This is a genomic window from Paenibacillus sp. FSL R5-0744, assembly GCF_037972555.1.
Lineage (GTDB): Bacteria > Bacillota > Bacilli > Paenibacillales > Paenibacillaceae > Paenibacillus_AQ.
Genome location: NZ_CP150228.1, coordinates 230,079 through 256,537 on the forward strand (window position 1 = coordinate 230,079; position 26,459 = coordinate 256,537).

Consider the following 26,459-nt stretch of genomic DNA (forward strand, 5'->3'; position numbering starts at 1 on the left):
CTAGAGACTCTTGATCTAATAAAATAACAATGTGACCTAGGTCTTTCTTCACACGTTAATATATTTGACACGAATTTATATTAATTTTACAATCCTATACTTTTTCGTCATGTTTGTGTGATATAATATCACCGAAATTATGTAAAAATTACTAGGGGGAATAAATCTTTATGGGATGGAAGACACGATGGAACAAGCCTCTCGCTTCTGTACTAGCAACTGCAGTGCTTTCAGCACAGGTACTAGGTGGAGTCGTTTTGGGTACGGTTTGGAGTCCGGACAAAGCCGAAGCCGCATCTGATGCCACAGCCAAACTCCGGTTGATGAGCACCACGGACGTACACACCAATGTCTACGGCTGGGACTATTTTAAGAATGCAGCCTCTACAACTGTAGGGCTCAATCGAACAGCTACGTTGGTAACTTATGCTAGAAGCGAATATCCTGTTAATAATCTTCTGCTCGACAACGGGGATCTGATTCAAGGTACACCATTGGGGACTTACATTGCGAACGAAAGTAACCTGATGGAATCAGAGACCAAGCTACACCCTATGATTGCGGCTATGAATATCATGAAATATGATGTGGCTACTTTTGGTAATCATGAATTTAATTACGGGTTGGAATTCTTAAATCGTACTATTAAAGGCTATGATAATAATCCATTGACTGGTGCCGATTTCCCCTATGTGAATGCAAATATATATATTGATGATAAAGATGACAATCCAGATAATGACGTAAATGCTTTTGAACCGTTTGTTATTATCAAAAAGCAGATATTGGATAGCGATAACCAACCCCGGGATATTAAAGTCGGTGTACTTGGTCTTGTGACCCCTCAGATTATGGAATGGGACAAGGTTAATCTGGAAGGTAAAGTCATTGCCAAGGACATTGCTGAAACAGCAGCAAAGTTTGTTCCTATTATGAAGACAGAGGGTGCCGATGTTATTGTAGCAATGGCACATACCGGCTTCGATGCAACTGCAGTTGCGGGTACTAATGCAGAAAATGCTATTAATCTTTTAAGTAAAGTTGACGGCATCGATGCGATTACCTTCTCACACACCCACAAAGTGTTCCCGACAAGTGATAATAAATCCCTCGATGCTTCTTTCAAGGACCCACTAACGGGACTGCCGTATAATAGCGCTCAATCTGTTGTTGATAATGTCTACGGCCACATTAATAGTACTCCAGCTGTGCAAGCAGGTTATGGTGGAGGTTATCTGGGGCTGATTGATCTTAACCTAGTGAAGGAGAACGGCAAATGGAAAGTCGACAAAGAAAACTCTAAAGCCTCGACCCGTTCCATAGCCGATACAAAACCAGATCCTGCTATAGATGCTGCTGTTGCAGCAGACCACCAGGCAACTATTGACTACACAGGTCAAGAGCTAGGCGTTACTACTGCTTCGATGAATAGTTATTTTGCAATGGTTCAGGACGATCCTACAGTGCAAATCGTTACCAATGCCCAAAAGTGGTATGTGGAGAAGTATATTAACACTAACCTTCCACAGTATAAAAATCTTCCGATTCTTAGCGTAGGTGCTCCTTTCAAGGCTGGACGTAACGGTCCTTCGGAGTACACGAGTATTGAGAAAGGTCCACTGACGATTCGCAGTGCAAGTGACTTGTATCTGTATGACAACACGCTGAAAGCTATTAAAGTTAAAGGCTCTGTTGTTAAGGAATGGGTTGAGATGAGTGCGGGTGCGTTTAATACCATCAAAGTGGAGAGTGCAGCACCACAAAGCCTGCTTAATGACAAATTTGCTGTATATAACTTCGATGTTATTGATGGCATTAAGTACACAATTGATGTAACCAAAGCTGCAAAATACACTCCTTCTGGTGAGATTAATGATGCCTTATCGAGTCGTGTGAAGCAAATTACTTATAAAGGTAAAACTTTGGATCCGAACCAATATTTTATTGTTGTGACTAACAACTACCGCGCAAGTGGTGGAGGGAACTTTCCGGGTGTGAAAGGTTCAGAGATTCTAGTCGATTCTCAGGATGAAAATCGTCAGATCCTTATGGACTACATCAGAGAAGTAGGTACCATTGATCCTTCTGCGGATGGTAACTGGTCGTTGGCACCTATTTTAAAAGATGTGAATATCACCTTTACTTCATCACCAGAAGCGGCAAAAGTTACTATGCCAGCCAACATTGAAGACACTGGCGAAAAAGATATTAAGGGGTTTAGTATTTATAAGCTTGCTCTCCCAGCTAAGGATGTTGAAGTTCACCTACTCGGAATCAATGATTTCCACGGACAACTGGATACAGTTTCTGTTGTGAATGACAAAAATGTGGGAACAGCTGCAATTCTTGCAACTTATCTGAATGAAGCACAGGCTAAATATGACAACTCCTTGCTCTTTCATAATGGGGATTCTGTTGGTGCGTCAGCTCCAGTATCTTCACTTGAGCGCGATGAGCCAACGATTGAGTGGATGAACATGATGAGATTTGATGTTGGATCATTGGGGAACCATGAATTTGACCAAGGTGTCGATGCATTAATGACACAATTGAAAGGCGGTGTGGACCCTAAGAACGAGAACGTTACCCATAAAGGTACGAATTTTGATTATGTGAATGCTAATGCAGTGTATGCCAAAAACGGCGAACCCATTATCAATCCTTATGTAATCAAAGAAGTCGGTGGTGTGAAGATCGGCTTTATAGGTCTTGTAACCAAATCCACACCAAGCAAGGTTGCACCTTCTGGAACAGTGGGCGTACACTTCCTCTCTCCAGAGGAGGAAGTAGCGGCTGTTGAGAAATATGCGAAGGAGCTTCAATCTAAAGGTGTAGAAACGATCATCGTACTTGCACATGATCCTGCCACTACTAAAAATGGAGTTACTACAGGTGAAGCTGCTGATCTGGCCAGAGCACTTCCTGCTGATTCTCCGGTTGATGTTATCGTTGCTGGTGACAACCATGGTCTGGCAAACGGAACTGTAAACGGTAAGCTGATTGTACAAGCGTATTCTTACGGTATGGCATTTGAAGATATTAAGCTGACCATTGATCCTAAAACGGGTGATGTGAAGGACAAGTCTGCTGTAGTAACGTACACCAATCACGATGGTGTAACACCAGATCCGGAAAGTGTGGCACTGGTAAATGCTTACCTTGAGAAGCATCCTGAACTTACCCAACCAGTGGGTACAACAGACGGAACTATCACTCGTACCGATGCTTACACCAAAGAAAGCGCACTTGGTAATTTGATCGCTGACGCTATGCGTACTGCTGACTTCGATGACAAAGCAGGTGCTGCTGATTTTGCCTTTATGAACCCAGGTGGTATCCGTGCAGATCTTCCGAAAGGCCCTGTAACCTTTGGCGATCTCGCTAAAATCCAGCCATTCGGTAATACACTAGTGAAGCTGACGCTAACTGGAGCACAGATCAAAACATTACTTCAGCAGCAATGGAATGTGACAGCTGACGGAAAACCAGATATCAAGACGTTACAAATTTCTGGACTGAAATATACAGCGATTATGAATCTGCCAGTGGCAGATCGTATTACGAGTCTTACGTTAAATAATGGAACACCAATTAATCCTACGCAGAAATATACGGCAGTAGTCAATAACTTTATGGCTGCTGGAGGGGATAACTACAAGGTTCTGACTGAAGGTAAGAATTCATTGGCTGGTCCGATTGATTTGGATGTATTCTACGATTACATTGTGAAGACGTTTGATCGCAAAGAGATCAAGGCGGTCATTGAAGGTCGTATTACGAACAAAGAGAAGGCTGATACGGGATCGGGCAGTGGCGATGGAGGTCCAAATGTTGTAACTCCAACACCTACTCCAACCGTGAAACCAACAGCAACACCAGCACCAACAGCAACACCAGCGCCAACTACTACTCCAGCAGCAAGCTTCAAAGATCTGGGTAAGGTAGCTTGGGCGCAAGAAGCTATTCAAGCATTGGCTGCTAAGGGCATTATAAAAGGATTGGATGCAAATACTTTTGCGCCAACTAAAACAGTGACTAGAGCAGAATTTATTACAATGCTGGTACGCGCACTGAATCTGACGGGTTCGGCAACAACCAGTTCATTCAGCGATGTTAAGCAAGGAGTTTGGTACACGGATTCTATCGCCCTTGCGGTGAAGGCCGGACTTGTACAAGGCTCTGGAAATGGTAAATTCGAACCGGGTCGTGAAGTGACTCGTGAAGAAATGGCTATTATGATTGCTAATGCATTGAAAGATAAACTACAGCCGATTGATAAGAATGCAGCGCTGGGTAAGTTTGCAGACAAGTCCAGTATTGCTCCTTACGCACAGGACGCTATAGCACAACTGACCCAATTGGGAATTGTTAACGGTGTTGAGGGTGGTAAATTTGCACCTAAGGGCATAGCTAACCGCGCTCAAGCGGCAGTCATTATCTACCGTATGCTTGAACAAGCTTCATAATCCGATAGTTCTTCTAAAAAGTGTATCGATGATCCCTAATAGGGACTCGGTACACTTTTTCTTTTTACATTAGGTATTGCCCTTTGCGCTAATATATGATAATTTAGTTCTGCACTGCATGATTCTTTTATATTTTGTGCGGTCGTGGCGGAATTGGCAGACGCGCACGGTTCAGGTCCGTGTGGGTTAATCCCCGTGGAGGTTCGAGTCCTCTCGACCGCATACCTAAGTGCTTATAAATTAGCTGTACTTTTGAATTGCTCTTCAACCTGAAGAGCCTTTTTCTATTTATAAGGATATTTCAGATCTGGATAACTCTAATGTAAAAGAAGTGAAGCGAAGATGGAACCTAATGTAAATGTCAATACGAAGCGAAGTGTGCGGTTTCTTGAAAAATATTTTTCAGGAGAATCGTTAGATTATCGCCATATGATTGCTTTATTTATCCCTATTCTGGTAGATCAAGCCTTTATAGTGGGGCTAAATCTAGTGAACACGGCTATGATCAGTTCGTCTGGTGTGGCGGCTATCAGTGCGGTGAACATGATTGATTCTCTTAATCTTTTTCTCATTAGTGTGTTTATCGCGGTATCAACAGGTGGTACGGTTGTCGTAGCGCAGTACAAAGGAAGCGGTAATAGTCTTATGGTATCAAAAGCTACCGCAGGCGCCACTTCATCGGTTTCCCTTATGGCTTTTGTTATTGGTATGTTTGGTATTCTTTTTCATAATCCGCTGTTGAACTTACTATTTGGAGCAGCTTCACCCGAGGTAATGCACAACGCCCGAATCTATTTGATTGGGAGCTGTATCTCCTATCTTGGTATAGCTGTGGTAGAGGCGGTGTGTGGTGCTCTTCGGGGAATCGGAAGGACGAGAGCCTCGCTTGCGCTATCGCTCATTATGAATTTAGTTTACGTCCTCTTGAATCTCGTATTTATTAACCTTTTGCATATGGGCGTTCTAGGAATGACCATTTCTATAAATATAGCTCGATATTTGGGCGCGATATGCGCTCTGTATTATCTGTTCCGGATGGACAATGAACTGCATATTCGAATTCGTGACTTACTGGTGGTTCAATTCTCCATGCTCAAAAAAATAATGTTCATCGGTATGCCGTTTGCGGCGGAGCAGATGTTCTTTAATGGTGGTAAGATTCTGACGCAAGTCTTTATCGTCAGTCTCGGTACTTACGCGCTTGCTACAAATGCTATCGCCTCTTCCTTTGCGGGGATTATGCAAATTCCGGGTAATGCGTTGTCTTTGACGATTATTACAGTGGTCGGACAATGTATGGGAAGCAATAATGTTAAGGATGCTCGGAAATTTATTAAATCGTTTCTCGTAGCATCTTCCCTTTCCTTTGTGGTGATGGGATTGTTAGTTATGCCTTTCTTCCATCCGCTAGTGTCGATGTTTCATCCACCTGCGGAGATTGTGAGGGATATTTTCATAATTGTACTTATCAATACAATCGTACAAATACCGTTGTGGTCTGTTAGCTTCATAACACCGTCAGCGCTTAGAGCGGCGGGTGATTCCAAGTTCACATCCATGGTGTCTATGTTAAGTATGTGGTTGTTCCGTGTAGTACTCGGATACATCTTAGGTATTGTTCTCGATTTCGGTCTACTTGGGGTTTGGTTAGCTATGAACTGTGAGTGGGGAATAAGAGGATTCATATTTCTACGGCGTTTCATGGGTAAGAAGTGGGTTCAGCATCGTGTTATATAGTAAAAGTAAAAGACACCCCGTGTGGGTGTCTTTTTGTTTGCCATGCATGTAGTATTATTCTTTGATCTGTGAGAACAAATCATTCAAAGCTTCACTCATTGTAGGGTGAGTAAAGATATGATCTCTCAAAAAGGTAAAATCTTGCCCTGTTTGTATTGCCATGCTCACGATATTAATCACTTCGCTAGATTCCGCACAGAACAATGTAGCTCCTAGGATTTTATTGGTTTTTGCATCCACAATTGCTTTTAGGAAGCCCTCGGTTTCGTTAATTAAGCGAGCACGTGGAATAGCTGCTGCAGGCAACTTAGCGACTTTAATTTCAAGTCCTTGTTCGACGGCTGCTTCTTCACTTATTCCTACTCTGGATAGCGGGGGATCAATAAATACACTGTATGGAACAACGTCACGGTCATTTGTGGTATGGGAATGATCGCCGAAGAGATCATTTCGTACAATTCTATAATCATCTAATGAGATGTAGGTAAACTGTAATCCGCCTTTGACATCTCCGAGGGCCCATATATGGGGAACGGTGGTTTTTAGGAAAGGGTCCACCTTAATAGCACCCCGATCTGTAACTTCTACACCGGCTGCTTCTAAATTTAATCCCTCAATGTTTGGTTTTCTACCTGTCGCAACCAGAACAGCATCGACTTTCAATTCTTGAATAGCACCATCTATCGAAAAGGAGATAACTGTTCCATCTTTAACATCCTTCAGTCCTATAACCTTTGCATTCAGTTTGACCTCAATGTTCTTCTTGGTAAAGGTTTGGAGGATGGCGTCCGCGACATCGCGGTCTTCTTTAGGAATGAATTTCGAGGAACTCTCCAGCACCGTAACCTGTGAGCCGAATTGACTGTAGATCGACGCGAATTCCAATCCAATATAACCACCACCAATGATGGCTAGTTTAGTTGGGAGCTCCTTAAGATCCATAATGGATGTGCTGGTATATACGAACTTACTATCTTGTATCCCATCAATAGTAGGAATGATGGTTTCAGAGCCCGTATTAATGAAGATTTTATCGGCGGTCAAGATTTTCGTCTCACCGGCATCCTTTACTTGGACTTCGTGATCCGATAAGAAGGAAGCTTCACCATTGATAACTTCTATATTCTCGTTCTGATTTAGATTATCGTAATTTTTTTGGCGTAGACTTGAAATAAGCTGATCCTTATTATGGACCGCTTCTATATAATCTTCCCCTTGATGGGCTTGATAAGCTAAGGATTTCGTAGGGATACAGGCGATGTTAATGCAAGTTCCACCGTACATTTTCTTAGAGCGTTCAATCACGGCTACTTTCCATTTTCGATTAGCTAGTTCTGTGGCAAGGGTCTTTCCGCCTTTACCGAAACCAATAATAATAGCGTCGAACTTGTTCATTTTAATACCTCCGGGTCACACAGGATGTTTTAAATTATGCATTAAATAGCATGTTGCTTTATTATTACCCTAAATCCGAAGGCCATTAAACGAACGATAAAGAGATTTGAAGACGAAAAAGAGATCTCCTCTAAAGGAAATCTCTTGATGGTCAATATAGCTACCTTGTCACCTTCTTTAACAATGAAAGAACTGAGTTCGAGGTGCTTAGGAGGATCGCTTTTTGGTGTTCGCTCGACATAAAACTGTCTAGGTAGGGGAGAGTGTAGGGAATCCCATGGTGATCACTGCACCGCCATCCTTACGGTTCCCTGCCGAAATCAGACCTCCGGAGCGCTCAACGATCGCACGGGATATGGCTAGTCCTAGCCCTGATTCGCCATCTTTTCCTTTTACAAACCGGTGGAAAAGGTATGGAAGCAGATCTTCTGATATGCCAGGGCCATCATCACTAACGGAGAGCAGAACCTGATCATCTTTAACCGAAGCATGAATGTAGATATGCTGGTTAGCATAACGAGTGGCATTGGAAACTACATTAAGCAGCGCCTGTAATAGCTTATCTCTATCGGCCCGGATCGTAAGTGGCTCGCAGTCATCGTAGGATACATGTAGAGTCAGCCCCTTTTTCATCAAAAGGGGGTTCATGCGTTCAATTGTTTCTATGACTAAATCGTCCAGAGAAAGCTCGCTAGTTCTAAATATATCCTCCTCACTATCCAGCTTCGCAAGCAGGGTCATTTCAGTAACGAGCTTCTTCAGACGACTACTCTCACTCATGATAATATCCAGACCTTTATCGATCCCTTCCCCCTCGAAGATACCATCCTTAATCCCTTCAGCATACCCAGAGATAGACATTAGTGGGGTCTTTAATTCATGTGAGGCATTCTGGAAAAATTGCTTCTGTACGTGGTTAAAACGATTCAATTCGCCAGCCATGTCATATACCGACTTAGCAACAGCGCCAATCTCTCCCCCAGCTTTGATTAGCTTAACATCTGAAAAGTGGCGTTCCTTTACCTTTTTCAGCTCTTGCTGCAGCTTCATTAGTGGTTGAATTAGCTTTTTCGTGATAAAAAGACCAAATAGGAGCATGAATGCCCCTGCTGCACCGAAAACGATTAGAAGTCTTTTGAGCAGAGCTTGTTCAATTGTTGTAACTGCGCTCATAGGTGTAAGCAGAGTTAGCGTGCCTATCGGGGTGGACTTCACTTCCGTTATATATCTTGCATCTGTTCCATTCCATATGTTCTGGAGATCCGAGGTTTGACCTGCGACAAACTGCGTATTGGAGTTTACCGCGATTGAACTCATGTTCGATGAGGTGGACAATACTTTTCCTGTCTCATCGCTAAGAATGGCCTCGACGCCTGCAGTACCAACAGTAGAAGGCATGATCACGGGTAACGCATGGAGTTCAGTCCCCATGTCGCCCTTGTACGTGCTTCCCTCAATCATAGTGGCTGACATGGCAGAGCTAATGGTTCGCAATTCTGCCTTTTGTGTACCGACAAAATGATTGAGCAGTACAAAGTGGATCACGACAGCGGTAATAGACAGGAGCAGTACCAATACGATGCTAAAGGCTATATTAATCTGATGTGCTAGCTTCATTGATCTCCATTCCCTCCTCAATACGCATACGATAGCCATGTCCCCAAACGGCTTCAATCGGCAGCAGGTCTAGTTTTTTCCGCATTCGTTTAATTAAATGGTCCACGGCGCGGTCGCTCCCGAAATAGTCATCTCCCCAAACATAGGTTAACAGCTCATCTCTTGTAAATGCGCGGTTTGGAGAAGCTGCAAAAACTTTTAGAAGGGTGAATTCTTTGCTGGTAAGTTCAATTTCATTTCCGTGCCAGAACACACGTCTTTCCTCCAATAATAACTGTAGGTGGCTAACTTCAATTTGCGTCGATGGGTGTGGGGCACTAATTGCGGGTTCCACGGGATTACTCATTTTATACCAGCGTTGTAACTGGCGTTTAATGCGAGCAACTAGCTCCCGGGGGCTAAATGGCTTGACCAGATAATCATCACTGCCAAGCTCTAAGCCTAATATTTTATCCACTTCATTATCTCTTGCGGAGATCATAATAATCGGTACCTCGGCTTCATTGCGGATCCGCCGACAAAACTCGTACCCGTCCATGCCAGGCAACATTACGTCGAGCACCCACATATCGGGTGGGCTTGTCTGCCATAAGGTCCATGCTTCCTCAGCGCTGCCAAGGCCGATCGTGCGGTAATTTTCTTTTTGTAAATAGGCTTCTACAAGATTACGTATATGCTGATCATCGTCTACTACGGCAATGAGATAGTTGGTATTCATTTCGTTACCTCCAGAGTATTCTTCTGCAATTATATCAATCCATAGGTGGGTATAGGGGTCTGCCATCGTTTTTCCACAAATTAACCAATGTTATGCCACACCCATTTTGTAAGCTTGGACTTGTAAGATCATTCAAATCGACGAGGAGTGTTGTATTTATGAATCAACAAATGATATTTAAAAAGTTAGCGTTGTCCGCCCTACTGGTGTCCGCAGTTGCCGCACCGACTGCAGTGAACGCAGCTAGTGGAGCAAACGATCAAAGTGCGAAGACAACAGCAGCAGCCGTGGGTACTCCAGCAAATAGTGGATCACTTTCTGCAAGCTTAATAAGCTTTGATTGGGTAGATCCCCTGGAACTGGCTAAAACATACGCACCTAATACCCTGGAAGACTGGAAGAAGACCTTGGATCAATATTATAAGGCTGCTGGATTTAGCATTACCGCAGTTTCTGAGCTTGTACCTTCTGAGCAGGCGGAGGGAGTTCAATTATCGAAAGAGATTGGATCAGCTGAAGCTCTGCCCGTGAGTTACATTGAAGCGGGTCGCAGCGTTGATATCCAATTACCTGAAGCTCAGAAGATGGAGAGTGTTGTCTCTACTTCAATTAAAGGTGTAGCGGCAATTGCGGCTGTAGAAGCGACTGGAGCTACGATTTCAATTCAAGAACTTAGTGAGGCTGATAAAGCCTTCTTCAAAGCCCAAGAGGATCTGAATAGCGCGGCTAAAACCAAAGATTCCACTGTGATTAAGGAAGCTTTAACTAAACTATTGGATCAATATAAAGAGAAAATCAAGGCGTTAGAAACGTCGAAGTAACAGTGATAACCGCAGCTTGATACAGAATAGAGAGAATGAAAAGGTAAAAGCAAAAAGACACCTCGAGGGGTGTCTTTTTGTTACGTAAATGTATCTAGTCCAACCCAATCTCGCGTTTTGCTTGAACCCTTGCCCTTTTCCGCCAATTCACTCCGATCACCCCGGCAATGATCATCACCGTGCCGGTCCAATGATACCATTCCAGCTGTTCATTCAGTAGGAGTACACCACCAAGAATAGAGACAACTGTCGAAAGACTGCCGAAGATACTCACGCGTGAAGCCTCCATTCGGGATAAAGCATAGTTGGAGAGGAAGGAGGTCACGAGGGAAGATAGCACACCGAGATAAATCATGGAGAATATGAATTTTGGCTCCTGAAAAGGTGTGAAATATTGATTCAAGGTTCCTGCCGAACCATGTTTAATGATCGACAATCCATTAAAAAATATAAATCCAAATAAAGTAATCATATAAGTGAGCTCTTTAGGACTCCAAGTTCGTGTCAGCTTTCGGGCCGCAACATTATAGCCGGCAAGGGATAGCGCTGAGATAAGGATGAGTAAGACGCCCCACAGACTAGAGGAAGAAATACTCACGCCCGGAATGGCAAAGATAAGAATGATGCCTGCAACCGAGATTAAGGTGGAGATCTTCTGGAATCCGCTTGTAGTTTCTTTCAAGAACATCGCTGCTAAAATGATGGTAAAGATGGGCATGGTCGCCTGAATAATACCCGCTACAGCAGATGTTGTATGCAGAAGTCCAAAGGCTTGAAGTGTAAAGTACAACGATGGGTATAGTAGAGCAAGTGGGATTACCACTGCTGCCTTGGAAATACCAAACTTCACCCGCCCCCATCCTGGAAAAGTAAATAATGAAGCGGCAAGGAAAGATAACGTGAAGCGGTGAGCTAACGTATCGAATGGGTCCGAGACGGTTAAAGCCATTTTTACAAATATAAAAGAAAACCCGACAATAATAGCATTCAAGACAGCAGCTACTATCGCTTTTTGAGTAGAAGATGTATTCATCTATAAGACCTCCAAAGTGTTGCGCGCATTTAGGACCGGTCCTGTTATGCTCTTTATTCTAAGGCTAGAACAGCTATGCTACAATGTAATTATTGTTCATCTGTACCGGTACAAAATAGACTCGGAGGTAGGTGGAGGGCATATATAAGTATTCGGAGTTAATCAACGATCTAGAATTACAAATCGCTGAAGATACATATCGTGAGGGCGACAAGTTACCTTCTATTCGAGAGCTAGCGCTACGTTATGACTGCAATAAGAGCACGGTTATTCGAGCACTCCAAGACCTTCAGGACAAACATCTAATCTATGCCGCGTCAAAGAGTGGATATTATGTCATGAAACGCAGTGGGGAGCGAAAAGAAGAGGGCGCGCACTGGATTGATTTTACAGCATCTGCACCGGACCCGGATATTTTTCCGTATCTAGATTTTCAACATTGTATTAATAAGGCGATCGATATGTACCGTAAGGATTTGTTTATCTATGGAACGCCGCAAGGGTTGCCGTCTCTGATCCGTGAAATGCAGCGGCAACTGGCCTCTTATCAGGTATTTGCTGATTCCAAACAGATTTTTATCACCTCTGGTGTGCAGCAAGCACTTGGACTCTTAACCCGTATTCCTTTTCCGAATGGCAGGGAGCGTGTGTTGATTGAACAGCCGAGTTACCCACTGTTTATGGAGTATTTGAAGACGTACGACATCGAGACAGAGGGGATACAGCGTTCGGATGACGGGGTAGATTTGAATGAATTAGAGCGGTTATTTAAGACGGGCGATTTCAAGTTCTTCTATACCGTGCCGCGGTTTCATAATCCGCTTGGCGTTTCCTATACCCGCAACCAGAAGAAGGCGATCGCCCAGCTTGCAGCTAAATACGATGTGTATATCGTTGAGGATGACTACATGGCAGATCTGGAGCAGGATACGAAGCAAGATCCGATTTATGCCTATGACAATACATCACACGTTATCTATTTAAAAAGCTTCTCCAAGATTATATTCCCAGGTCTGCGCGTTGGTGTGGCTGTACTTCCTGAGGTGCTCTGTGAGTCCTTTAACCGATTCAAAAGACTGATGGATATAGATAGTTCTATGCTGTCACAAGCTGCCTTGGAGTTGTATTTAAAAAGTGGAATGTTCGAGCGCCACCGAAAAAAGATGCGTTCCTGCTACGGAAAAAGATCCATGCTCCTCCATGATTCGATTATGAGGGAGGCAAATGCAGCGTCCGAACAGCATTATTCCTATGTTCCAGCTAGTCAGCTAGGCGTGCATACGTATCTGAAATTGGAGGATGGTATTAGAGCAGAGCAGATGATCAAACGGCTGCAAAAAAAGTTCATTCGAGTGGAGATGGCGGATAGCGGTTACCTTTCCTATTTTGCGAAAAAAGAGAGAATTCTAAAGCTCAACGTATCTAGTGTAAAAGAGCCTGATATTTCTTCTGGCATTGCACAGGTGATTCGAGAAATACGCTGAAGTAGCATCTTATGAATGTTCTATCTTAATAAGATCCATCAGTTGAGAGGCGACCTCCAAGCTGTTATCTTCCCCTCAATTATGCCCCAATCCTCATTTCTCGTAACCCATAGTTTTTCTCTATCCTCCATTCAGTGAATTAAATAGGTGTTTGATTCTCCTCTAACAGGAGGTTTTATACTTGGTTCAGGTCGGCGGCCAGAAGAGAAATCCAAGGAGGATTATAGATTATGAGATGGATTGAGATCATGCTTGTCTTATTTAATGTATGGATGTTGGGTGGGTTAATGCTAGGACGCCCTAAATCACAACGCGGGTGGCTGATAGGCGGCGGAATTTCTACTGTTTTACTGCTTGTCCACGCTTTCGTGGAAGGATTGCGGTGGCCGATGATCCCAATGTATCTGGTCACACTATGGGCGATTGTAGGAGGGGTAAGACCTTTCTTCCGATCCACAGCAAGGATAGAAAGAAAGTCGCGACAGCGCTGGAAGACACTAATTATTGGAGGAGTTGGAGCGGTTTATGCTGCTGTGTCCATTGCGCTGCCGCTCCTATTCCCTGTATTTTCTTTTGCGGAGCCCACAGGTCCTTACAAGATAGGAACCATTACCTACCATTGGACCGATTCTGCAAGAGAAGAAAAATTTACGAAAACATCCGGTGATTCCCGCGAATTAGCGGTGCAAATCTGGTATCCGGCAAGTTCGGAGGCTACTGGAAAAAAGGCGCCCTATTTATCTGATCCTGCTCCCTATATAGAGGGATTGCATGAATTTTTGCACCTGCCGGAGTTTTTATTCTCAGGGTTTAAGCTGGTCAACACCCATGCTATTGCGAATGCCGGATTAGCGGATACAGAATCTAAATATCCTGTGCTTCTATTTTCGCATGGATTTATGGGCTACAAGAATCAGAACATGTTTCAAGTCGAGCAATTGGCAAGTCACGGTTATATTGTCGTAGGGATTGAACATGCTTATAGCAGCGTGGCTTCGGTATTTCCAGATAAGCCTGTGGTGAAGTTTGATTCAGAAGGAAAAATGGGCTATGAGCAAATGAAGTATTCTTTTATGGATCGGCGTAATGAAGTTTGGGTAGAAGATGCGAAGTTTGTGCTTAATCGAATGGAGGCCTTGTCTGCGAACGACCCTAGTGGTCTGTTTACTGACCGGATCGATCTTGAACATATGGGCATGTTCGGGCATTCCTTTGGGGGAGCCACGACGGTGCAAATGCTGCTGGATGATCAGAGAATACAAGCAGGCATCGATATGGATGGGGTACTTTACGGTGAAAAGCGGATTCCTACAGACGGCCTAAAGAAGCCTTTTCTGCTCATGAGTGCCGATGACACATTAAAAGGAGTAGACCAAACCACTGATGCAGAAATCACCGCGCTTGGGACGAACAGAGAAGAAATTACAGCCTACTATAATGAGCTGTTTGCCCGTTATGAGCCAGTAACCGCAGGTGGAAACTATTGGATGACATTCAAAAAAAGCACTCATATGAGCTTCTCCGATCTATATCTGCTCACCCCGTTGTTTAAATGGATGGAGGGTGTGGATGTGAGCGGAACGCATGAGCTGATTAATGAGTACACGCTTGATTTTTTTGACCATTATTTAAAAGGGCAGCCCTTGCAATATTTGAACATCAACCTGGGAGACCATCCGAAGTTCACACTTCAACAAGGCGCAGAGTGAGAGTTCTCCTGCCCGAGTTTCCATTGTAATCCTTGCATCAGCAAGGTATTTCCTTCTACAATAACATCCCATTTGGGATTGAGAAGCAAGCACAGTTTATTAAAGCGTTCTATCCGTTCGGTAGGAGCAGTGTGCATGCATTGAGCATATTGACGGAAAAAGGCAGCTTTATCGCGGAACTGCTCTGGATCTGCATACAGCATCACAAAATCTTCAACAATAGCCTGTACAACAGCGCTGTCTGCTGATAATTTGTGTTGCAGGGCTGCTTCCACCCGGACTCGGATACTCTCCAGCGTTCTGATCCAGGACGCTGCGGGAACACGAGGGTGTCTGACCATATTGAGGAAGGGCAGTTCGAATCGGACAAGCTCCTCCATGTATTGCGCATCATTCATTAGCGCTTGCAGCTCATTCCAAGCTACGGTTTGCCCAGCTGTCACTTTGACTTCATTGATAATATATTTATTGAACAAATATAAAAAAGTATTCTGCCATTCGGATGGCAATTGACTGAACGGTTGCATTTCTTCTATTTTGCTGGAGATGAACTCGTTTCGTTTAGCGGTATTCATGGACAAGGAGTCAGCCAGCTCATTCATGTAATCCATGGAATTGCCTGATGAATCATGCGCTTGGGCTTGGCGCAGAATCGAAATCATATTAGTCAGCGTATTAACCTGCGTCTCCAGTGCTTCGATTTGCCAGTTGAGTGCTGTATTGAGCTGAATCTCTCCAGCGATGACTTGGCGGATCTCGTCAATGCCAAAGTCCAAATAACGCAGTGTTGTGATCAGCCGCAGGCGGGAAATATCTTCGGGAGTATATAACCGGTGTCCACCTTCGCTGTGACTCGATGGTTTCAAAAGATCAATGTCGTCATAATAACGGATGGTTTTAATGGTTGTGCCCAGCAGCTTAGCCACCTCGCCGATGGTTTTGGTATCTTTACGCAAGAAATCACCCCTTCTGATGGAATAATACGATGTTGCAATTGATTGTACTGAAAGGAACAACAGCTTTCAATTAGAGCTTACATTTGGATGATAGTAGAGCAAACTGGGATTACGGCGTTTACTGCTGGGATGTTTACCATTCCCATAACGCAAAACAGCGATCCACCAAAAACGGGGGAGCGCTGTTTTTTACCGCAACTATTTATCAGTATAGATGATGTCTCTTATTGATCTTCTACTATCTCTGACTGCCAGCTTAACTGTCTGCACATCTCGCTCATTTTACGAATATTGAGTCTGGCTTCAATCTTAGTTAGTCCCAATCTGATCGAAGTATCCGCAGCCCAGCGAAGTAAGTACACCAAGGTATCGGCCTGCGCTTCTTTAGCCGCATAATCTAATAATACAAGGGTATTGTCTATGACACCCGCGCGTACATATCCCCAATAGCTGCCATCAAATTGCCGTATGGTAAACAACTCGCGATCCTCTGTCACTCCAACCTCTTCTAGTGGACTCTCCAGATGCTCCAGCCACTCCTTTTCAGAAGTGAAATGCAGTGTATATTGCGGAATGTTCCACTCAGTTGTCTGGGTCGCGAGGTCGGCAAGCTGCTTACTATTTTCTAAAGGGATCCAATTTTCCAAGGGATGATCTAACTCTGCGGGAACGTCTACGACTATTTTCCAGGGTCTGTGGTTTGCTTCTACGCCAATGGACCCAAGGATCTCAGGTACGCCGACACTTTCCAAGCCTCTTTGCTTGGCGATCCGAATAAGTGCTCTCAGTGCATCCGGTGAACCTTTTGCAACATCATTACTATGCATGACTACAATGGTTCCATTCTCAAGCGTAGGTTCAACTCTGGCAACGATCTCTTCAGCAGAAATACCAGACCAATCTCCGCAGTCAACGCCTTCAATATCTAGATAATCGCCCCATTCTGTCAACCACTCGAGATTTTCTTCCCGGAATGAGCAATATGGAAAACGCATGAAATTGGGGGAAGGGAGACCCGTTGCATCCTGATAGGCCAGCTCAGTCAGCTTCAATTGCTCTAAGAATACTGCCTTTGGCACTTGGGCCATTCGCCGATGATGGTACGTATGCGGAGCAAGCACATGACCACGGGACAGGATCAATCTCGCCTTCTCTGGATAGCGATCCATCCATTCCCCAGTGAAGAAAAAGGTGCCGACAGCACCTTCCTCCTCCAAAACATCAAGCCATAATTCAACGGGAAGCTGGGAAGGCCCATCATCAAATGTAAACGCGCAGATGGCTTGGTTCACATCGCCTTTCCAAACCGCTTTAGCTGACATATTGACGCCTCATCTCTATGGTTATTTAGTAAAAAAGTTCGGCAAGAACTCTTTATTGGCTTCCAGCATTTCATCCAGCATACGAACCGCCACATCTACAGATGGAACGAGTGGATGATGCACCATTGCCTGAAGGGCAAGCGCACGGTCACCGGTCACAGCGGCATCAATGGCCAGCTGCTCGTAGGTTTTTACAGCATGAATAAGCCCTTTGGCCATCGGTGGAATCTTAGTCAGTGGTAGAGGTAGTGGTCCGTTCTTGGTGACAACACAGTTCACTTCAATGCTTGCATCATCTGGCAAGAAGTCCAGTATGCCACGGTTAGCAACATTCAAGGTCTGGATGTCGTTTGAACCGTTATAGAGCGATCTCATGAGATTAACTGCTGCTTCTGAATAGAAAGCACCACCGCGTTGTTCTAGCTGTTTCGGTTTCTCGCTCAGCTCTAAGTTGGCGTATAGCTCAAATAGCTCTTCTTCTACGCGTTTGACGACTTCAGCGCGGTTGATACCTTGCTTAAACGATTCCATCTGCTCTTCGAGCATGGCATCCGTCATATAGAAATATTTCAAATAGTAGGAAGGCACGGCGCGAAGAGATTTTAGGAATTCTGGATTCCACTCTCGGGCTGGCACGTTCTTGGCACTGTAGCCCTCTGTGAGCATATCATCCAGCTTATCTTCACCTTCAACGTCGATTCGAGTAATCCAGTGTAAGTGATTCAGACCAACGAATTCGGCATAAACACGGTCGGCAGCTACGTTATATTTGGAGGATACTTGTTTGATCAGACCGATAGGTGCATTACAGAGACCGATACTCTTTACTTTGGAGTATTTCATAACAGCCTCAGTGACCATTCCTGCAGGATTGGTGAAATTGAGCAGCCATGCGTTAGGAGCCAGCTCTTCGATATCCCGGCATACATCCAGAATGACAGGGATCGTACGCAGTGCTTTCATCATTCCGCCAGGACCTGTCGTTTCTTGACCAATGACACCATATTTAAGAGGAATCGATTCATCACGTGCGCGGGCGTCAAGCATACCGACACGCATCTGAGTGCTGACGAAGTCTGCACCTTCGATAGCCTTCCGGCGGTCTGTTGTAAGATGAACTTCAATCGGAAGCCCGGATTTCTCAACCATGCGTTTAGCGAGATTTCCAACGATATTCAGCTTGCGAAGTCCAGGTTCGATGTCTACGAGCCATAGTTCACGAACAGGAAGCTCCTTGTAATGAAGAATAAATCCCTCTACCAATTCGGGTGTATACGAAGAACCCCCACCGATAACTGCGATCTTTAATCCTTGATTAGTTGCCAAGATCAACCACTCCTGTCTTTTTTGTTTGTTGGATCGATTCATAATCTTGAAATTGCCGCATGGTCTCATACGCTTCATTACTAAGGGTCATACCATCTTGATCCATCGCGGACCATACGGCACCTACTACAGGCTCTGTGGCAAGAGTCACCACAGTTGCTTGTGGAGCTGCGGCTTGTACAGCTTTCTCAATAGGTCCGCGAATCCAGCCGCGATCCCCACGGGTTAGCAGACTTCCCGCCAGAACCACATCGAAGGTGTCCTGCTCCATCCCAAGCTTGTGGATGACTGCAGCAGCGGACTTCCCTAACTCAACGCCTTGCCGATTTAGAATCTCTAAGGCTACAGCATCTCCTTCAGCTGCTGCTTCGAAAAGCAAACGAGCAGCATGAACAGGGACCCTTTTCCAATGATTGAGGAAATCATTAAACATATCTGCAACTTCCTCATAACCTAGCAAGTTGAGTAGAAGTCCGGTCAAGAGGGTAGGTTGCTCCCGTCCATCCCAAGCTCTTATGACAGAACGAAAGACTTCAATGTTGAGTGCACCGCCACCGCCGAAGTCACCGTACATGTAGTCAAAGCCACCACACTGATAGTGCTCTCCTTGCGTGTTTCTGCCTGCCGAATTGGTGCCTGTGCCGCAGATTAGTGCAACTCCATAAGGGCGAGTCGTCCCTGCACGTAATCCGATCATGGTGTCACAGTTAATGGTGTAATTGATAAATCCGATCTCGCGAATCATTGGATGGAGAATGAGATAATCGGCCTCTCGGTCAGCACCGGCAAGCCCAAGATAGGTATGTTGGATGTCCTCCAATCGGAGTCCAGCCTCATCTAGTGCCCCGAATGTGGCCTCTCGAATGCTGTTGGCTGCCTCAAGTGCGCCTGTCTGGTGGTTGCCGTTACCGCTCCTGCCCTTACCAAGAACATTGCCATGTTCATCGCATAGCAGAGCATAGGTTTTGGTGCCTCCACCATCGATCCCCAAGTAGTAAGTCAATGGTTGTCACTCCTTGTTTATATGATTTAATTAATTGGAAGTAGTAGATTCCCGTACAATTAACTCTGGATCAATCTTTACTCCAGCTCCGCGCTTCATCTTTCCAGAGATACGCTTTAAGAGCATTTCGGCAGCTGCTAATCCAATTTTGTCCGAAGGCTGACGGATCGTTGTTAAATATGGATGAAGCTGTGAAGCAATATAATGATCATCATAACCAATCACAGCTACTTGTTCGGGTACCCGAATGCCAGCTTCCATTAACGCGTTGATGACGCCAAGGGCGATATTGTCATCGCCAGCGAATACCGCAGTAGGTAATTGTCCTTCGTTCAGCCAACGCTTGCAGGTTTCGTATCCCATTCCAATTTCGAAATCACCATGTACAATCTCAAATGGAGTAAGACCTTTTTCCTCAAGCGCTTGTAGGAATCCGGCACGCCGCTCCCGCGTACTACGGAACATCTCCTGTCCACATAGATGAGCAATTGACGTATGACCGAGCGCTAACAGATGACTGGTAGCCATGTAGCCACCTTTGAAGTTGTCAATCGTGATAGAGTAGGTGTCATTCTCGGGCTTTTGGTTATCAATCAGCACATAGGGAATGCCGCGCCGTTTTAATTCCACAATATAATTATCCTCTTCCATCGGAGAGAGTAGAAACAAACCGTCTACACGATCCTCCTGGATTAAATAATGGCTATCATCCGATTCGATGCCTGCTGAGATGGAGATGGCCAAAAAATAACCATGCATCGCTAAGACTTCATTCAGCTCTTTGACCACTGCGTCAAAAAAAGAATCCTGCAGGGTTGTGACAATAATCCCGATAATTCCCGTCTTACCGCTTGCCAGACTGCGTGCAGCTGCATTAGGGCGATAATCCAGCTCTTTAATGGCCTCCAGCACCTTCTGGCGATTATTCTCGCGTACCGATTCGGCCCCATTTAAGACCCGGGATACGGTTACAACCGATAATCCTGATTTTTTGGCTACATCAAAAATACTCACTTTCATCTCTAGTTCTCCTCGCGGCAGATTTTCCGATCCTGTTTTCTACCTTTAGTATACAGGGTTGGCAGACTGTCCGCTAAACGTATGATTTCAAACAGGTATACCGTCCCTAAAGGGACGGCATATCTGCCAAATATTAACGATGAATGATCTCCGTAACTTTTTTCTGAATCGTCGTCATCACCTCTTCCACTGTCTTATGTCCAGTTTCTACTGGCTGCAATTCATTAATGAACATGTCATTAATTTGTGAGTAGTTGGTGATCAAATGGTTGTAGGATTCGAAGCCATAGTTCACAGCGCCCTCGTAGACATTTTTGATATCTTGTGGATCGATGCCATCAAAATGTTTATAGTAAGCTTCAGCAGCTTCGGTGTTGACTGGCGGGTTACCGCCACTAAGCTCAATGGATTTCTCCTGCACTTCGGTAGTGATCAAATATTTGATCCATTCCAAAGCTTCCTTCGGATGTTTGGAGTCCTTCAAGATCAGCAGCGGATCGACGTAAAGTGTGCTGCGTACCTTATCGTTGCCTCCCCATGGTACAGCGGCTACGCCGATTTTGAAGGGAAAGTCATTCGCACCTGCAAGGTTCCATGAGCCACCGATAGACATCCCGATTTTGCCTGCAACAAAGGGATCACCGTTCTGTCCAGCTACGCTTTTGCTCCACTCGGAGGAAGGAGAGACTTTATCTTTGAAGACGAGATCAAAGAGTTTGTTGTAGGCAGCAATCACTTCAGGGGAATCAAAATAAGTCTCGGAAGGCACGCCGCCATTCGTCCATGTATCCTCTGAATAAGGCTGCGCTCCAAAATATAATGGCCGCATATCGCGTTCAGACCAGGTGAAGTCTACACCATATTGTGTTTTGGCAATATCATCGGAGACGAGAGTCATTTGTTTAGCCTGGTCGACCATCTTTTCAAACGTCCAGCTCTTATCTTCATAATCGCTTGTTGGGTAAGTCAGTTTGGCAGCATCAAACATGTCTTTGTTATAGAGCATCAAGGTGACATACATATTAACTGGGATACCATATGTGTGATCTTTAACCTTATAAATGTTCATCAGGTTCTCTGGGATGTTGTAATCCGCTGCCTTGAAACCATCCTCTTTTAAAAGGTCGGTCAAATCGAGCAGCATATCCTTGTTGTAGTATTCTGCGAAACCTCCATAACCCCAGTGACTTGTCACATCGGGTGATTTGCCACCGGCAATTAGCGTTTGCAGCTTGCTGTCGAACTGCTCATAAGGTGCTTTTTCCACTTTTACTTTAATGTTCGGGTGCTGCTTTTCGAAATCAGGAATTAATTTCTCAACAAATGTCCGGTCTTCTGAATCTATTGTGTAATGGGTGATGGTTACCGTTTCTGCTTTGCCTCCTGAATTAGTCGAGCCACCAGTTCCTTCAGATAGAGTGTTACCTGCCGATTTGCCGCCGCTACAGCCTGACAATGCCAGAACAACAAGCATGGTTGTTGCAAGTAAAAGCGCACTACTTTTCCTGTTCTTGTTCATTAGCTAAACCCTCCATGATTTCAAGTATATTTGGCCGCCCGGGTGGCGGATTATTACTTAATCCCTGTAAGTACAATCCCTTCGACGAACTGTTTCTGTGCTACAGCAAACAGCGTAACGATAGGAACCATAGCTAGAACCGAAGCGACCATCAGCAAATGCCAAGGTGGAATGCGGAATCTCGATGAGGTGAGAGAAGCCATCCCGACGGGTAGCGTGAACTTCTCTGACGAGCTTAGGTAAAGCACCGGTGTAAGCAGATCGTTCCAGTTGTAGATAAAAGCAAAGATAGCAACAGTTGCAAGGGCGGGTTTGGAGAGTGGGAGTGCTATAGTAGCCCACATCCGTATTTCGCCGCATCCATCAATGCGTCCGGCATCAAACAGCTCTTCAGGCAACGTGGAGAAGAATTGTCGCAGCAGGAAAATGTTATAAGCTGAGCCGAAAAAAGCAGGCACAATCAAGGGTAGGAAGGTGTCGATCCAGTTCATTTGTGAAAAGAGTACGAATTGCGGAATCATAATGGCTGGATAAGGCAACATCATTGTGCTCAACAATAGGATGAACCATATCTGATTCCCTCTACCTCTGAATCTGGCGAATCCATAGGCGACCAGCGCTGAAGAAATCAAGGTGCCTACAACGCTGAGACCGGCGATAATTAAACTATTTTTGTAAAGCGTACCGAACTGCAGGGTATCAAATATTTCTGTGTAATTGCTCCACTGCCAGCTCTCTGGAAGAAAGGTGGGTGGGAACTTCAGCATCTCACGTTTGGACTTAAGTGAAGTGGAGACCATGAAGAACAAAGGAAGCAGCATCAGAAATGTTGTAACTACTAAAGTAATAAAGCTAAAAATCTTAACAGGCTCCACTTTCCGGCGGCGTTTGGTTCCTTTAGTCTGGGGGCTTAGCGCTCTGACTGTACTCATTTGCGTCCGCCTCCTTCGTAGTGAACATAACGGTTAGACAATTTCATAATTAGTGCGGTGCACAGCATAACTACGATGAGGAGCACCCATGCCAAGGCTGAGGAATAACCGGCACGATATTCTTTGAAAGCACTGGTGTAGAGATTATAGACATAGAACCAGGTAGAGTAATTTGGACCTCCTTGAGTCATAACAAAAGCTTGGGTAAAGACTTGGAAGGAATCGATCAGTCCCATAATTAGTTGAAAAAGCAGCACGGGAGAGATCATCGGTAAGGTAATGTTCAAGAAAATTCTGAAGCGTCCGGCACCGTCAAGGTTAGCGGCTTCGATCAAGCTAGCCGGTACGCCTTGCAGACCTGCGAGGAATAAAATCATTCCTGAGCCTGCTGTCCAGAAGGTCATGATGATCAAGGCATATAGTGCAGTGTCCGGGTTCATCAGCCAAGCCGGTCCATGAATACCGAACCAGGAAAGGATGTAATTGAAGAGCCCGATCTGCGGGTTGAAGATCCAGTACCATAGGAGGGACATGGCCACGCCGGATACCATGCTTGGAAAATACATGGCCGTTCGGAAAAAGCCGCGCAGGGGAATGGTCTGGTGAAGCAATAGCGCAAATCCAAGACCGAGAACAAGCTGGATAGGTACACCGATGAAGGTATATCTCAGTGTGACAACCACCGATTTCCAGAATAGGTCATTGTGAAACATCTCTGTGTAGTTAGCGAGCCCGATAAACTTAGGCGGGTGTATGATGTCATAATCAGTAAAGCTGAAGTAAAGCGATGATAAGATAGGATAAAGGGCGAATACTAGGAAGCCGATAATCCAAGGAGAAATGAACAGATACATGTAGAAAGTCTGCCGCCTGTTCTCGCGATTGATCATGACACACCAACCTCTCATTTTAAAGTATAAGCGCTTTAACTTTTGGTCGTACTAATACTATTAATTAGCAATAATAATAGATACCTTGGGATTAAAGTTTAATCGCTTTAACTTTTTGGTTCGCTTGATAAGCTTATCATAGAGGATGATCACTAAATAATCAATACTTATTTTTAACTATAAGAGCGCTATCAGTCACTAAACATAACATTAACCCTGTTATTTTTTTTGGAAAGTCCCTCGAAAAAGATTTATAAGGTTTTGATGATAGTAATTATAACGTAATAATGTTATTTTCGATTGATATTTCTCATGCTATGATTAGGTTTGGTCATATTTTGTTAGAAATGAGGAAACTGGATGACGACTAGACCTTACTTAAAAATGATCCAGCATTCTGTTACAACCTCAGGGATTACCTTTGAGGAAGTTACACCGAATTTCGTATATAGAGCTACGGATGGATTGAAATCATTTGTGATGGTAGACGCTGAGATCGGACTAAACAACAGTGCTTCTACGATCATTGCTATGAGTAAATCTCTAACTTATGACGTTTTGCATAAGGCGAATATCCCCGCGGTAGAACATATCTATTTGCCACATCCTGACTCCAAATTTAACAACTTGAATCCTTATTCATTGGCTGAACGTTATTTCCAAACGCTCAATGGGGTGGTAGTTATGAAGCAGGATAACGGGGCACAGGGAAATCATGTGTACAAAATTAATGAGATAGCCGATCTGCACGAAAAGCTCGATTTATTATTTTCTTTACAGCTTAATGGGGCAATAGGTCCCTATTATGAAGCGGAGATTGAGTATAGAATCGTAACTTTTAATCACCAGGCGCGTGTATTCCTTGGCAAAAAAAGAGTTCGCTCTTGGAAGCACAATTTGATTAACGGGGCTGTTGCTATTGAGGTTAGCGATCAGGCCAAACGAGCGGCGCTTGCGGCGCTTGCTTCCGAGACCTCTAAAGCGATGGGCCTTGATTTCTGCTCCGTGGATATTTTGGAGACAGATCAAGGCCTCAGGGTGATCGAAGTGAATCATAAGGTTATGCTAGATGAGTATTGTAAGCAGAATCCAAGTGAAGTGCCAGCTCTATCTGATCTTTATCAGGAAGTCATTCTTCAGCGCTTTGAGAAGCTATAAGCCGATATCGAGAAGCGATTGTCCGAATAATCTTTTGGCATTTCCGATAAAGGTTTGCGTGCCGACAATTACAATAATCTCGGAAGACGAGCCGGTTTGTATGTGCGTTAGAGCGTCCTCTAAATAGGGGAACTCGTAACTTTGTTCGATAAATCGGTTGGCAACATGGAGTGCATCTGTAGGAAAAGAAAGATGACTAATATCGGGCTTTGTGATGATTAATTGATCCGAGACCGAACTCATCACTTCGATAACCCCTGGGTAATCTTTATCTTTTGGGACACCGATAATTGAAGCTACAGCTCGGCTGCGGTCAGGATTCACAAGTTGAATAAGCTCAGCCAAATAGCGTGCCGATTCTTTATGAATTGCTCCGTCAATTATCGTTAATGGATCATGGCAGATCACTTCACAGCGACCCGGCCATTGTAATTGTGCAAAGCATTTGAGAACGAGTTCCCTATTCAGAGGACCACTTGTAATATCCTCACATAGTGCGACTGCAGTGGCTGCATTTAGAGCTTGAAATTGCCCCAATAACGGAATCGTTAAGGACGGGTAAACCGCTTGATTTGTCTGAACATTAAAAGTAGTTCCAACGGATGTTATTGCAATAGAGTCAGCCCGGAACTGCTCCTCATAATACTGCACAGCGTTGGAAGTGAGGTTCGCTTTTATAGTCGCAAGTACGCTCGATTTCTGTTTGCTGATATAGACGTTAGTAGCCTTGTTTTTGACGATGCCCAGTTTATGTAGTGTAATGTTGTTCAGGTCAGGTCCCAAATTAGCTACATGTTCCTCCATAATCGGAGTAATGACAGCCCAATTATTCTTCAGGACATTCGTGTCATCAAACCTTCCGCCTCTTCCACATTCAATTACATTGAAATCGGTATGATTCTCCTTGAAGTACAACGTCGCAATCGCCAGACCCACCCCAACAGGACCTTGATACTCATCAGCGGCAAGCTGATCTTCAATCGTTTGAAATCCCTCACGAACCACATTTCCTAATCGTACAAAATCCTCTGTGGATATGGCCCGCCCGTCAATCCGTATTCTTTCGTTGAAATCAACCAGATGAGGGGAGGTAAACAAGCCCACTTTATAGCCTAGGTGACTTAACAAAGAAGAGATAAACCTTGAGGTGGAGCCCTTACCTTTACTGCCTGTGACTAGTATGTATTGTTGATCTCGATCCGGATTTCCGACTAGATCCAGCAATTCTCTGGTTAATTCCGGTCGTCTAACTTGTCCATCCAAAGTTTCTGTGATGTTGTTAATGGCTCTTAGATAAGAGCTGTAGATCATATCTTCTACCTGGGCTTGTGAAGTGAATTCCACGATCATCGC

19 protein-coding genes and 1 tRNA gene are annotated in these 26,459 nt (G+C 44.5%); 7 read left to right on the forward strand and 13 right to left on the reverse strand.

Annotated features, from left to right (window positions below; translation table 11 throughout):
- Window positions 1-170 precede the first annotated feature (170 nt).
- The 3 genes from MKY19_RS01120 to MKY19_RS01130 all read left to right on the forward strand — a co-directional run bounded on the left by MKY19_RS01120 (window position 171) and on the right by MKY19_RS01130 (window position 6,203).
- Complete coding sequence (locus tag MKY19_RS01120) at window positions 171-4,466, forward strand: bifunctional 2',3'-cyclic-nucleotide 2'-phosphodiesterase/3'-nucleotidase (RefSeq protein WP_339799727.1); 4,296 nt, start codon at window positions 171-173, stop codon at window positions 4,464-4,466.
- 138 nt (window positions 4,467-4,604) lie between these two features.
- Window positions 4,605-4,688: transfer RNA gene (locus tag MKY19_RS01125), tRNA-Leu, on the forward strand.
- A gap of 120 nt (window positions 4,689-4,808) precedes the next feature.
- Window positions 4,809-6,203 carry an MATE family efflux transporter gene (locus MKY19_RS01130; RefSeq protein WP_042184093.1) on the forward strand — a complete coding sequence of 465 codons (1,395 nt, stop codon included), beginning with the start codon at window positions 4,809-4,811 and terminating at the stop codon, window positions 6,201-6,203.
- Window positions 6,204-6,257: 54 nt separating this feature from the next.
- On the opposite strand, the gene MKY19_RS01135 is transcribed toward MKY19_RS01130, so the two are convergent.
- From MKY19_RS01135 to MKY19_RS01145, 3 genes are all read right to left on the reverse strand, one after another.
- Window positions 6,258-7,598 (reverse strand): FAD-dependent oxidoreductase, encoded by a 1,341-nt coding sequence (locus tag MKY19_RS01135; protein WP_339799729.1) that lies wholly within the window; start codon window positions 7,596-7,598, stop codon window positions 6,258-6,260.
- 249 nt (window positions 7,599-7,847) lie between these two features.
- Complete coding sequence (locus MKY19_RS01140) at window positions 7,848-9,215, reverse strand: HAMP domain-containing sensor histidine kinase (RefSeq protein WP_339799731.1); 1,368 nt, start codon at window positions 9,213-9,215, stop codon at window positions 7,848-7,850.
- Entirely contained in the window at window positions 9,193-9,933 is a 741-nt protein-coding gene (locus tag MKY19_RS01145) for a response regulator transcription factor (protein ID WP_339799733.1), read from the reverse strand. Before MKY19_RS01145 ends, MKY19_RS01140 begins: the two co-directional genes overlap by 23 nt.
- A 158-nt stretch (window positions 9,934-10,091) precedes the next feature.
- Here MKY19_RS01145 and MKY19_RS01150 point away from each other — a divergent pair, with 158 nt between their 5' ends.
- Window positions 10,092-10,754, forward strand: coding sequence for a hypothetical protein (locus MKY19_RS01150; RefSeq protein WP_339799735.1), 663 nt, complete (start codon window positions 10,092-10,094; stop codon window positions 10,752-10,754).
- A 94-nt stretch (window positions 10,755-10,848) separates the two neighbouring features.
- On the opposite strand, the gene MKY19_RS01155 is transcribed toward MKY19_RS01150, so the two are convergent.
- A complete protein-coding gene (locus MKY19_RS01155; RefSeq protein WP_339799737.1) occupies window positions 10,849-11,787 on the reverse strand; it encodes a DMT family transporter in 939 nt (312 codons plus the stop codon).
- 140 nt (window positions 11,788-11,927) lie between these two features.
- Between MKY19_RS01155 and MKY19_RS01160 the strand changes: the two genes are divergently transcribed.
- Complete coding sequence (locus MKY19_RS01160; RefSeq protein WP_339804096.1) at window positions 11,928-13,271, forward strand: PLP-dependent aminotransferase family protein; 1,344 nt, start codon at window positions 11,928-11,930, stop codon at window positions 13,269-13,271.
- 230 nt (window positions 13,272-13,501) lie between these two features.
- Window positions 13,502-14,980, forward strand: coding sequence for an acetylhydrolase (locus MKY19_RS01165; RefSeq protein ID WP_339799739.1), 1,479 nt, complete (start codon window positions 13,502-13,504; stop codon window positions 14,978-14,980).
- On the opposite strand, the gene MKY19_RS01170 is transcribed toward MKY19_RS01165, so the two are convergent.
- The 8 genes from MKY19_RS01170 to MKY19_RS01205 all read right to left on the reverse strand — a co-directional run bounded on the left by MKY19_RS01170 (window position 14,962) and on the right by MKY19_RS01205 (window position 23,948).
- Window positions 14,962-15,936, reverse strand: coding sequence for a MerR family transcriptional regulator (locus MKY19_RS01170; protein ID WP_262495650.1), 975 nt, complete (start codon window positions 15,934-15,936; stop codon window positions 14,962-14,964). The two genes, MKY19_RS01165 and MKY19_RS01170, sit on opposite strands and share 19 nt — an antisense overlap.
- Window positions 15,937-16,160: 224 nt before the next feature.
- On the reverse strand, window positions 16,161-17,258 hold the full coding sequence (locus MKY19_RS01175) for a polysaccharide deacetylase family protein (RefSeq protein ID WP_339799742.1): 1,098 nt from the start codon (window positions 17,256-17,258) through the stop codon (window positions 16,161-16,163).
- 21 nt (window positions 17,259-17,279) lie between these two features.
- The gene (locus MKY19_RS01180; protein WP_339799744.1) at window positions 17,280-18,626 is read right to left on the reverse strand and encodes a 6-phospho-beta-glucosidase; all 1,347 of its coding nucleotides are present in this window, start codon (window positions 18,624-18,626) and stop codon (window positions 17,280-17,282) included.
- A complete protein-coding gene (locus MKY19_RS01185) occupies window positions 18,574-19,587 on the reverse strand; it encodes a BadF/BadG/BcrA/BcrD ATPase family protein (RefSeq protein WP_339799746.1) in 1,014 nt (337 codons plus the stop codon). The genes MKY19_RS01180 and MKY19_RS01185 overlap by 53 nt, the downstream gene beginning before the upstream one ends.
- Window positions 19,588-19,617: 30 nt before the next feature.
- Window positions 19,618-20,607, reverse strand: a complete 990-nt coding sequence (locus MKY19_RS01190; RefSeq protein ID WP_042184112.1) for a LacI family DNA-binding transcriptional regulator — start codon at window positions 20,605-20,607, stop codon at window positions 19,618-19,620.
- A 133-nt stretch (window positions 20,608-20,740) separates the two neighbouring features.
- Window positions 20,741-22,126 (reverse strand): sugar ABC transporter substrate-binding protein, encoded by a 1,386-nt coding sequence (locus MKY19_RS01195; RefSeq protein WP_339799748.1) that lies wholly within the window; start codon window positions 22,124-22,126, stop codon window positions 20,741-20,743.
- Between the two features lie 53 nt (window positions 22,127-22,179).
- Window positions 22,180-23,058 carry a carbohydrate ABC transporter permease gene (locus MKY19_RS01200; protein ID WP_042184115.1) on the reverse strand — a complete coding sequence of 293 codons (879 nt, stop codon included), beginning with the start codon at window positions 23,056-23,058 and terminating at the stop codon, window positions 22,180-22,182.
- The gene (locus tag MKY19_RS01205; protein ID WP_042184117.1) at window positions 23,055-23,948 is read right to left on the reverse strand and encodes a sugar ABC transporter permease; all 894 of its coding nucleotides are present in this window, start codon (window positions 23,946-23,948) and stop codon (window positions 23,055-23,057) included. The genes MKY19_RS01200 and MKY19_RS01205 overlap by 4 nt, the downstream gene beginning before the upstream one ends.
- Before the next feature lie 360 nt (window positions 23,949-24,308).
- On the opposite strand from MKY19_RS01205, the gene MKY19_RS01210 reads away from it, so the two are divergent.
- Window positions 24,309-25,106: a hypothetical protein gene (locus tag MKY19_RS01210; protein ID WP_339799751.1), complete on the forward strand. Its 798-nt coding sequence runs from the start codon at window positions 24,309-24,311 to the stop codon at window positions 25,104-25,106.
- Here the strand turns inward: MKY19_RS01210 and MKY19_RS01215 are convergent.
- Complete coding sequence (locus MKY19_RS01215; RefSeq protein WP_339799753.1) at window positions 25,101-26,456, reverse strand: Mur ligase family protein; 1,356 nt, start codon at window positions 26,454-26,456, stop codon at window positions 25,101-25,103. The genes MKY19_RS01210 and MKY19_RS01215 overlap by 6 nt on opposite strands.
- Window positions 26,457-26,459: the final 3 nt, after the last annotated feature.

What these genes read in the sequence shown, in the direction of transcription:
- MKY19_RS01140 (WP_339799731.1), bottom strand. Translation starts at nt 9,215, where the DNA reads ATGAAGCTAGCACATCAGATTAATATAGCCTTTAGCATCGTATTGGTA.
- MKY19_RS01180 (WP_339799744.1), bottom strand. Translation starts at nt 18,626, where the DNA reads ATGAATCGATCCAACAAACAAAAAAGACAGGAGTGGTTGATCTTGGCA.
- MKY19_RS01205 (WP_042184117.1), bottom strand. Translation starts at nt 23,948, where the DNA reads ATGATCAATCGCGAGAACAGGCGGCAGACTTTCTACATGTATCTGTTC.
- MKY19_RS01150 (WP_339799735.1), top strand. Translation starts at nt 10,092, where the DNA reads ATGAATCAACAAATGATATTTAAAAAGTTAGCGTTGTCCGCCCTACTG.
- MKY19_RS01120 (WP_339799727.1), top strand. Translation starts at nt 171, where the DNA reads ATGGGATGGAAGACACGATGGAACAAGCCTCTCGCTTCTGTACTAGCA.
- MKY19_RS01155 (WP_339799737.1), bottom strand. Translation starts at nt 11,787, where the DNA reads ATGAATACATCTTCTACTCAAAAAGCGATAGTAGCTGCTGTCTTGAAT.
- MKY19_RS01215 (WP_339799753.1), bottom strand. Translation starts at nt 26,456, where the DNA reads ATGATCGTGGAATTCACTTCACAAGCCCAGGTAGAAGATATGATCTAC.
- MKY19_RS01200 (WP_042184115.1), bottom strand. Translation starts at nt 23,058, where the DNA reads ATGAGTACAGTCAGAGCGCTAAGCCCCCAGACTAAAGGAACCAAACGC.
- MKY19_RS01130 (WP_042184093.1), top strand. Translation starts at nt 4,809, where the DNA reads ATGGAACCTAATGTAAATGTCAATACGAAGCGAAGTGTGCGGTTTCTT.
- MKY19_RS01195 (WP_339799748.1), bottom strand. Translation starts at nt 22,126, where the DNA reads ATGAACAAGAACAGGAAAAGTAGTGCGCTTTTACTTGCAACAACCATG.
- MKY19_RS01135 (WP_339799729.1), bottom strand. Translation starts at nt 7,598, where the DNA reads ATGAACAAGTTCGACGCTATTATTATTGGTTTCGGTAAAGGCGGAAAG.
- MKY19_RS01175 (WP_339799742.1), bottom strand. Translation starts at nt 17,258, where the DNA reads ATGTCAGCTAAAGCGGTTTGGAAAGGCGATGTGAACCAAGCCATCTGC.
- MKY19_RS01210 (WP_339799751.1), top strand. Translation starts at nt 24,309, where the DNA reads ATGACGACTAGACCTTACTTAAAAATGATCCAGCATTCTGTTACAACC.
- MKY19_RS01190 (WP_042184112.1), bottom strand. Translation starts at nt 20,607, where the DNA reads ATGAAAGTGAGTATTTTTGATGTAGCCAAAAAATCAGGATTATCGGTT.
- MKY19_RS01145 (WP_339799733.1), bottom strand. Translation starts at nt 9,933, where the DNA reads ATGAATACCAACTATCTCATTGCCGTAGTAGACGATGATCAGCATATA.
- MKY19_RS01165 (WP_339799739.1), top strand. Translation starts at nt 13,502, where the DNA reads ATGAGATGGATTGAGATCATGCTTGTCTTATTTAATGTATGGATGTTG.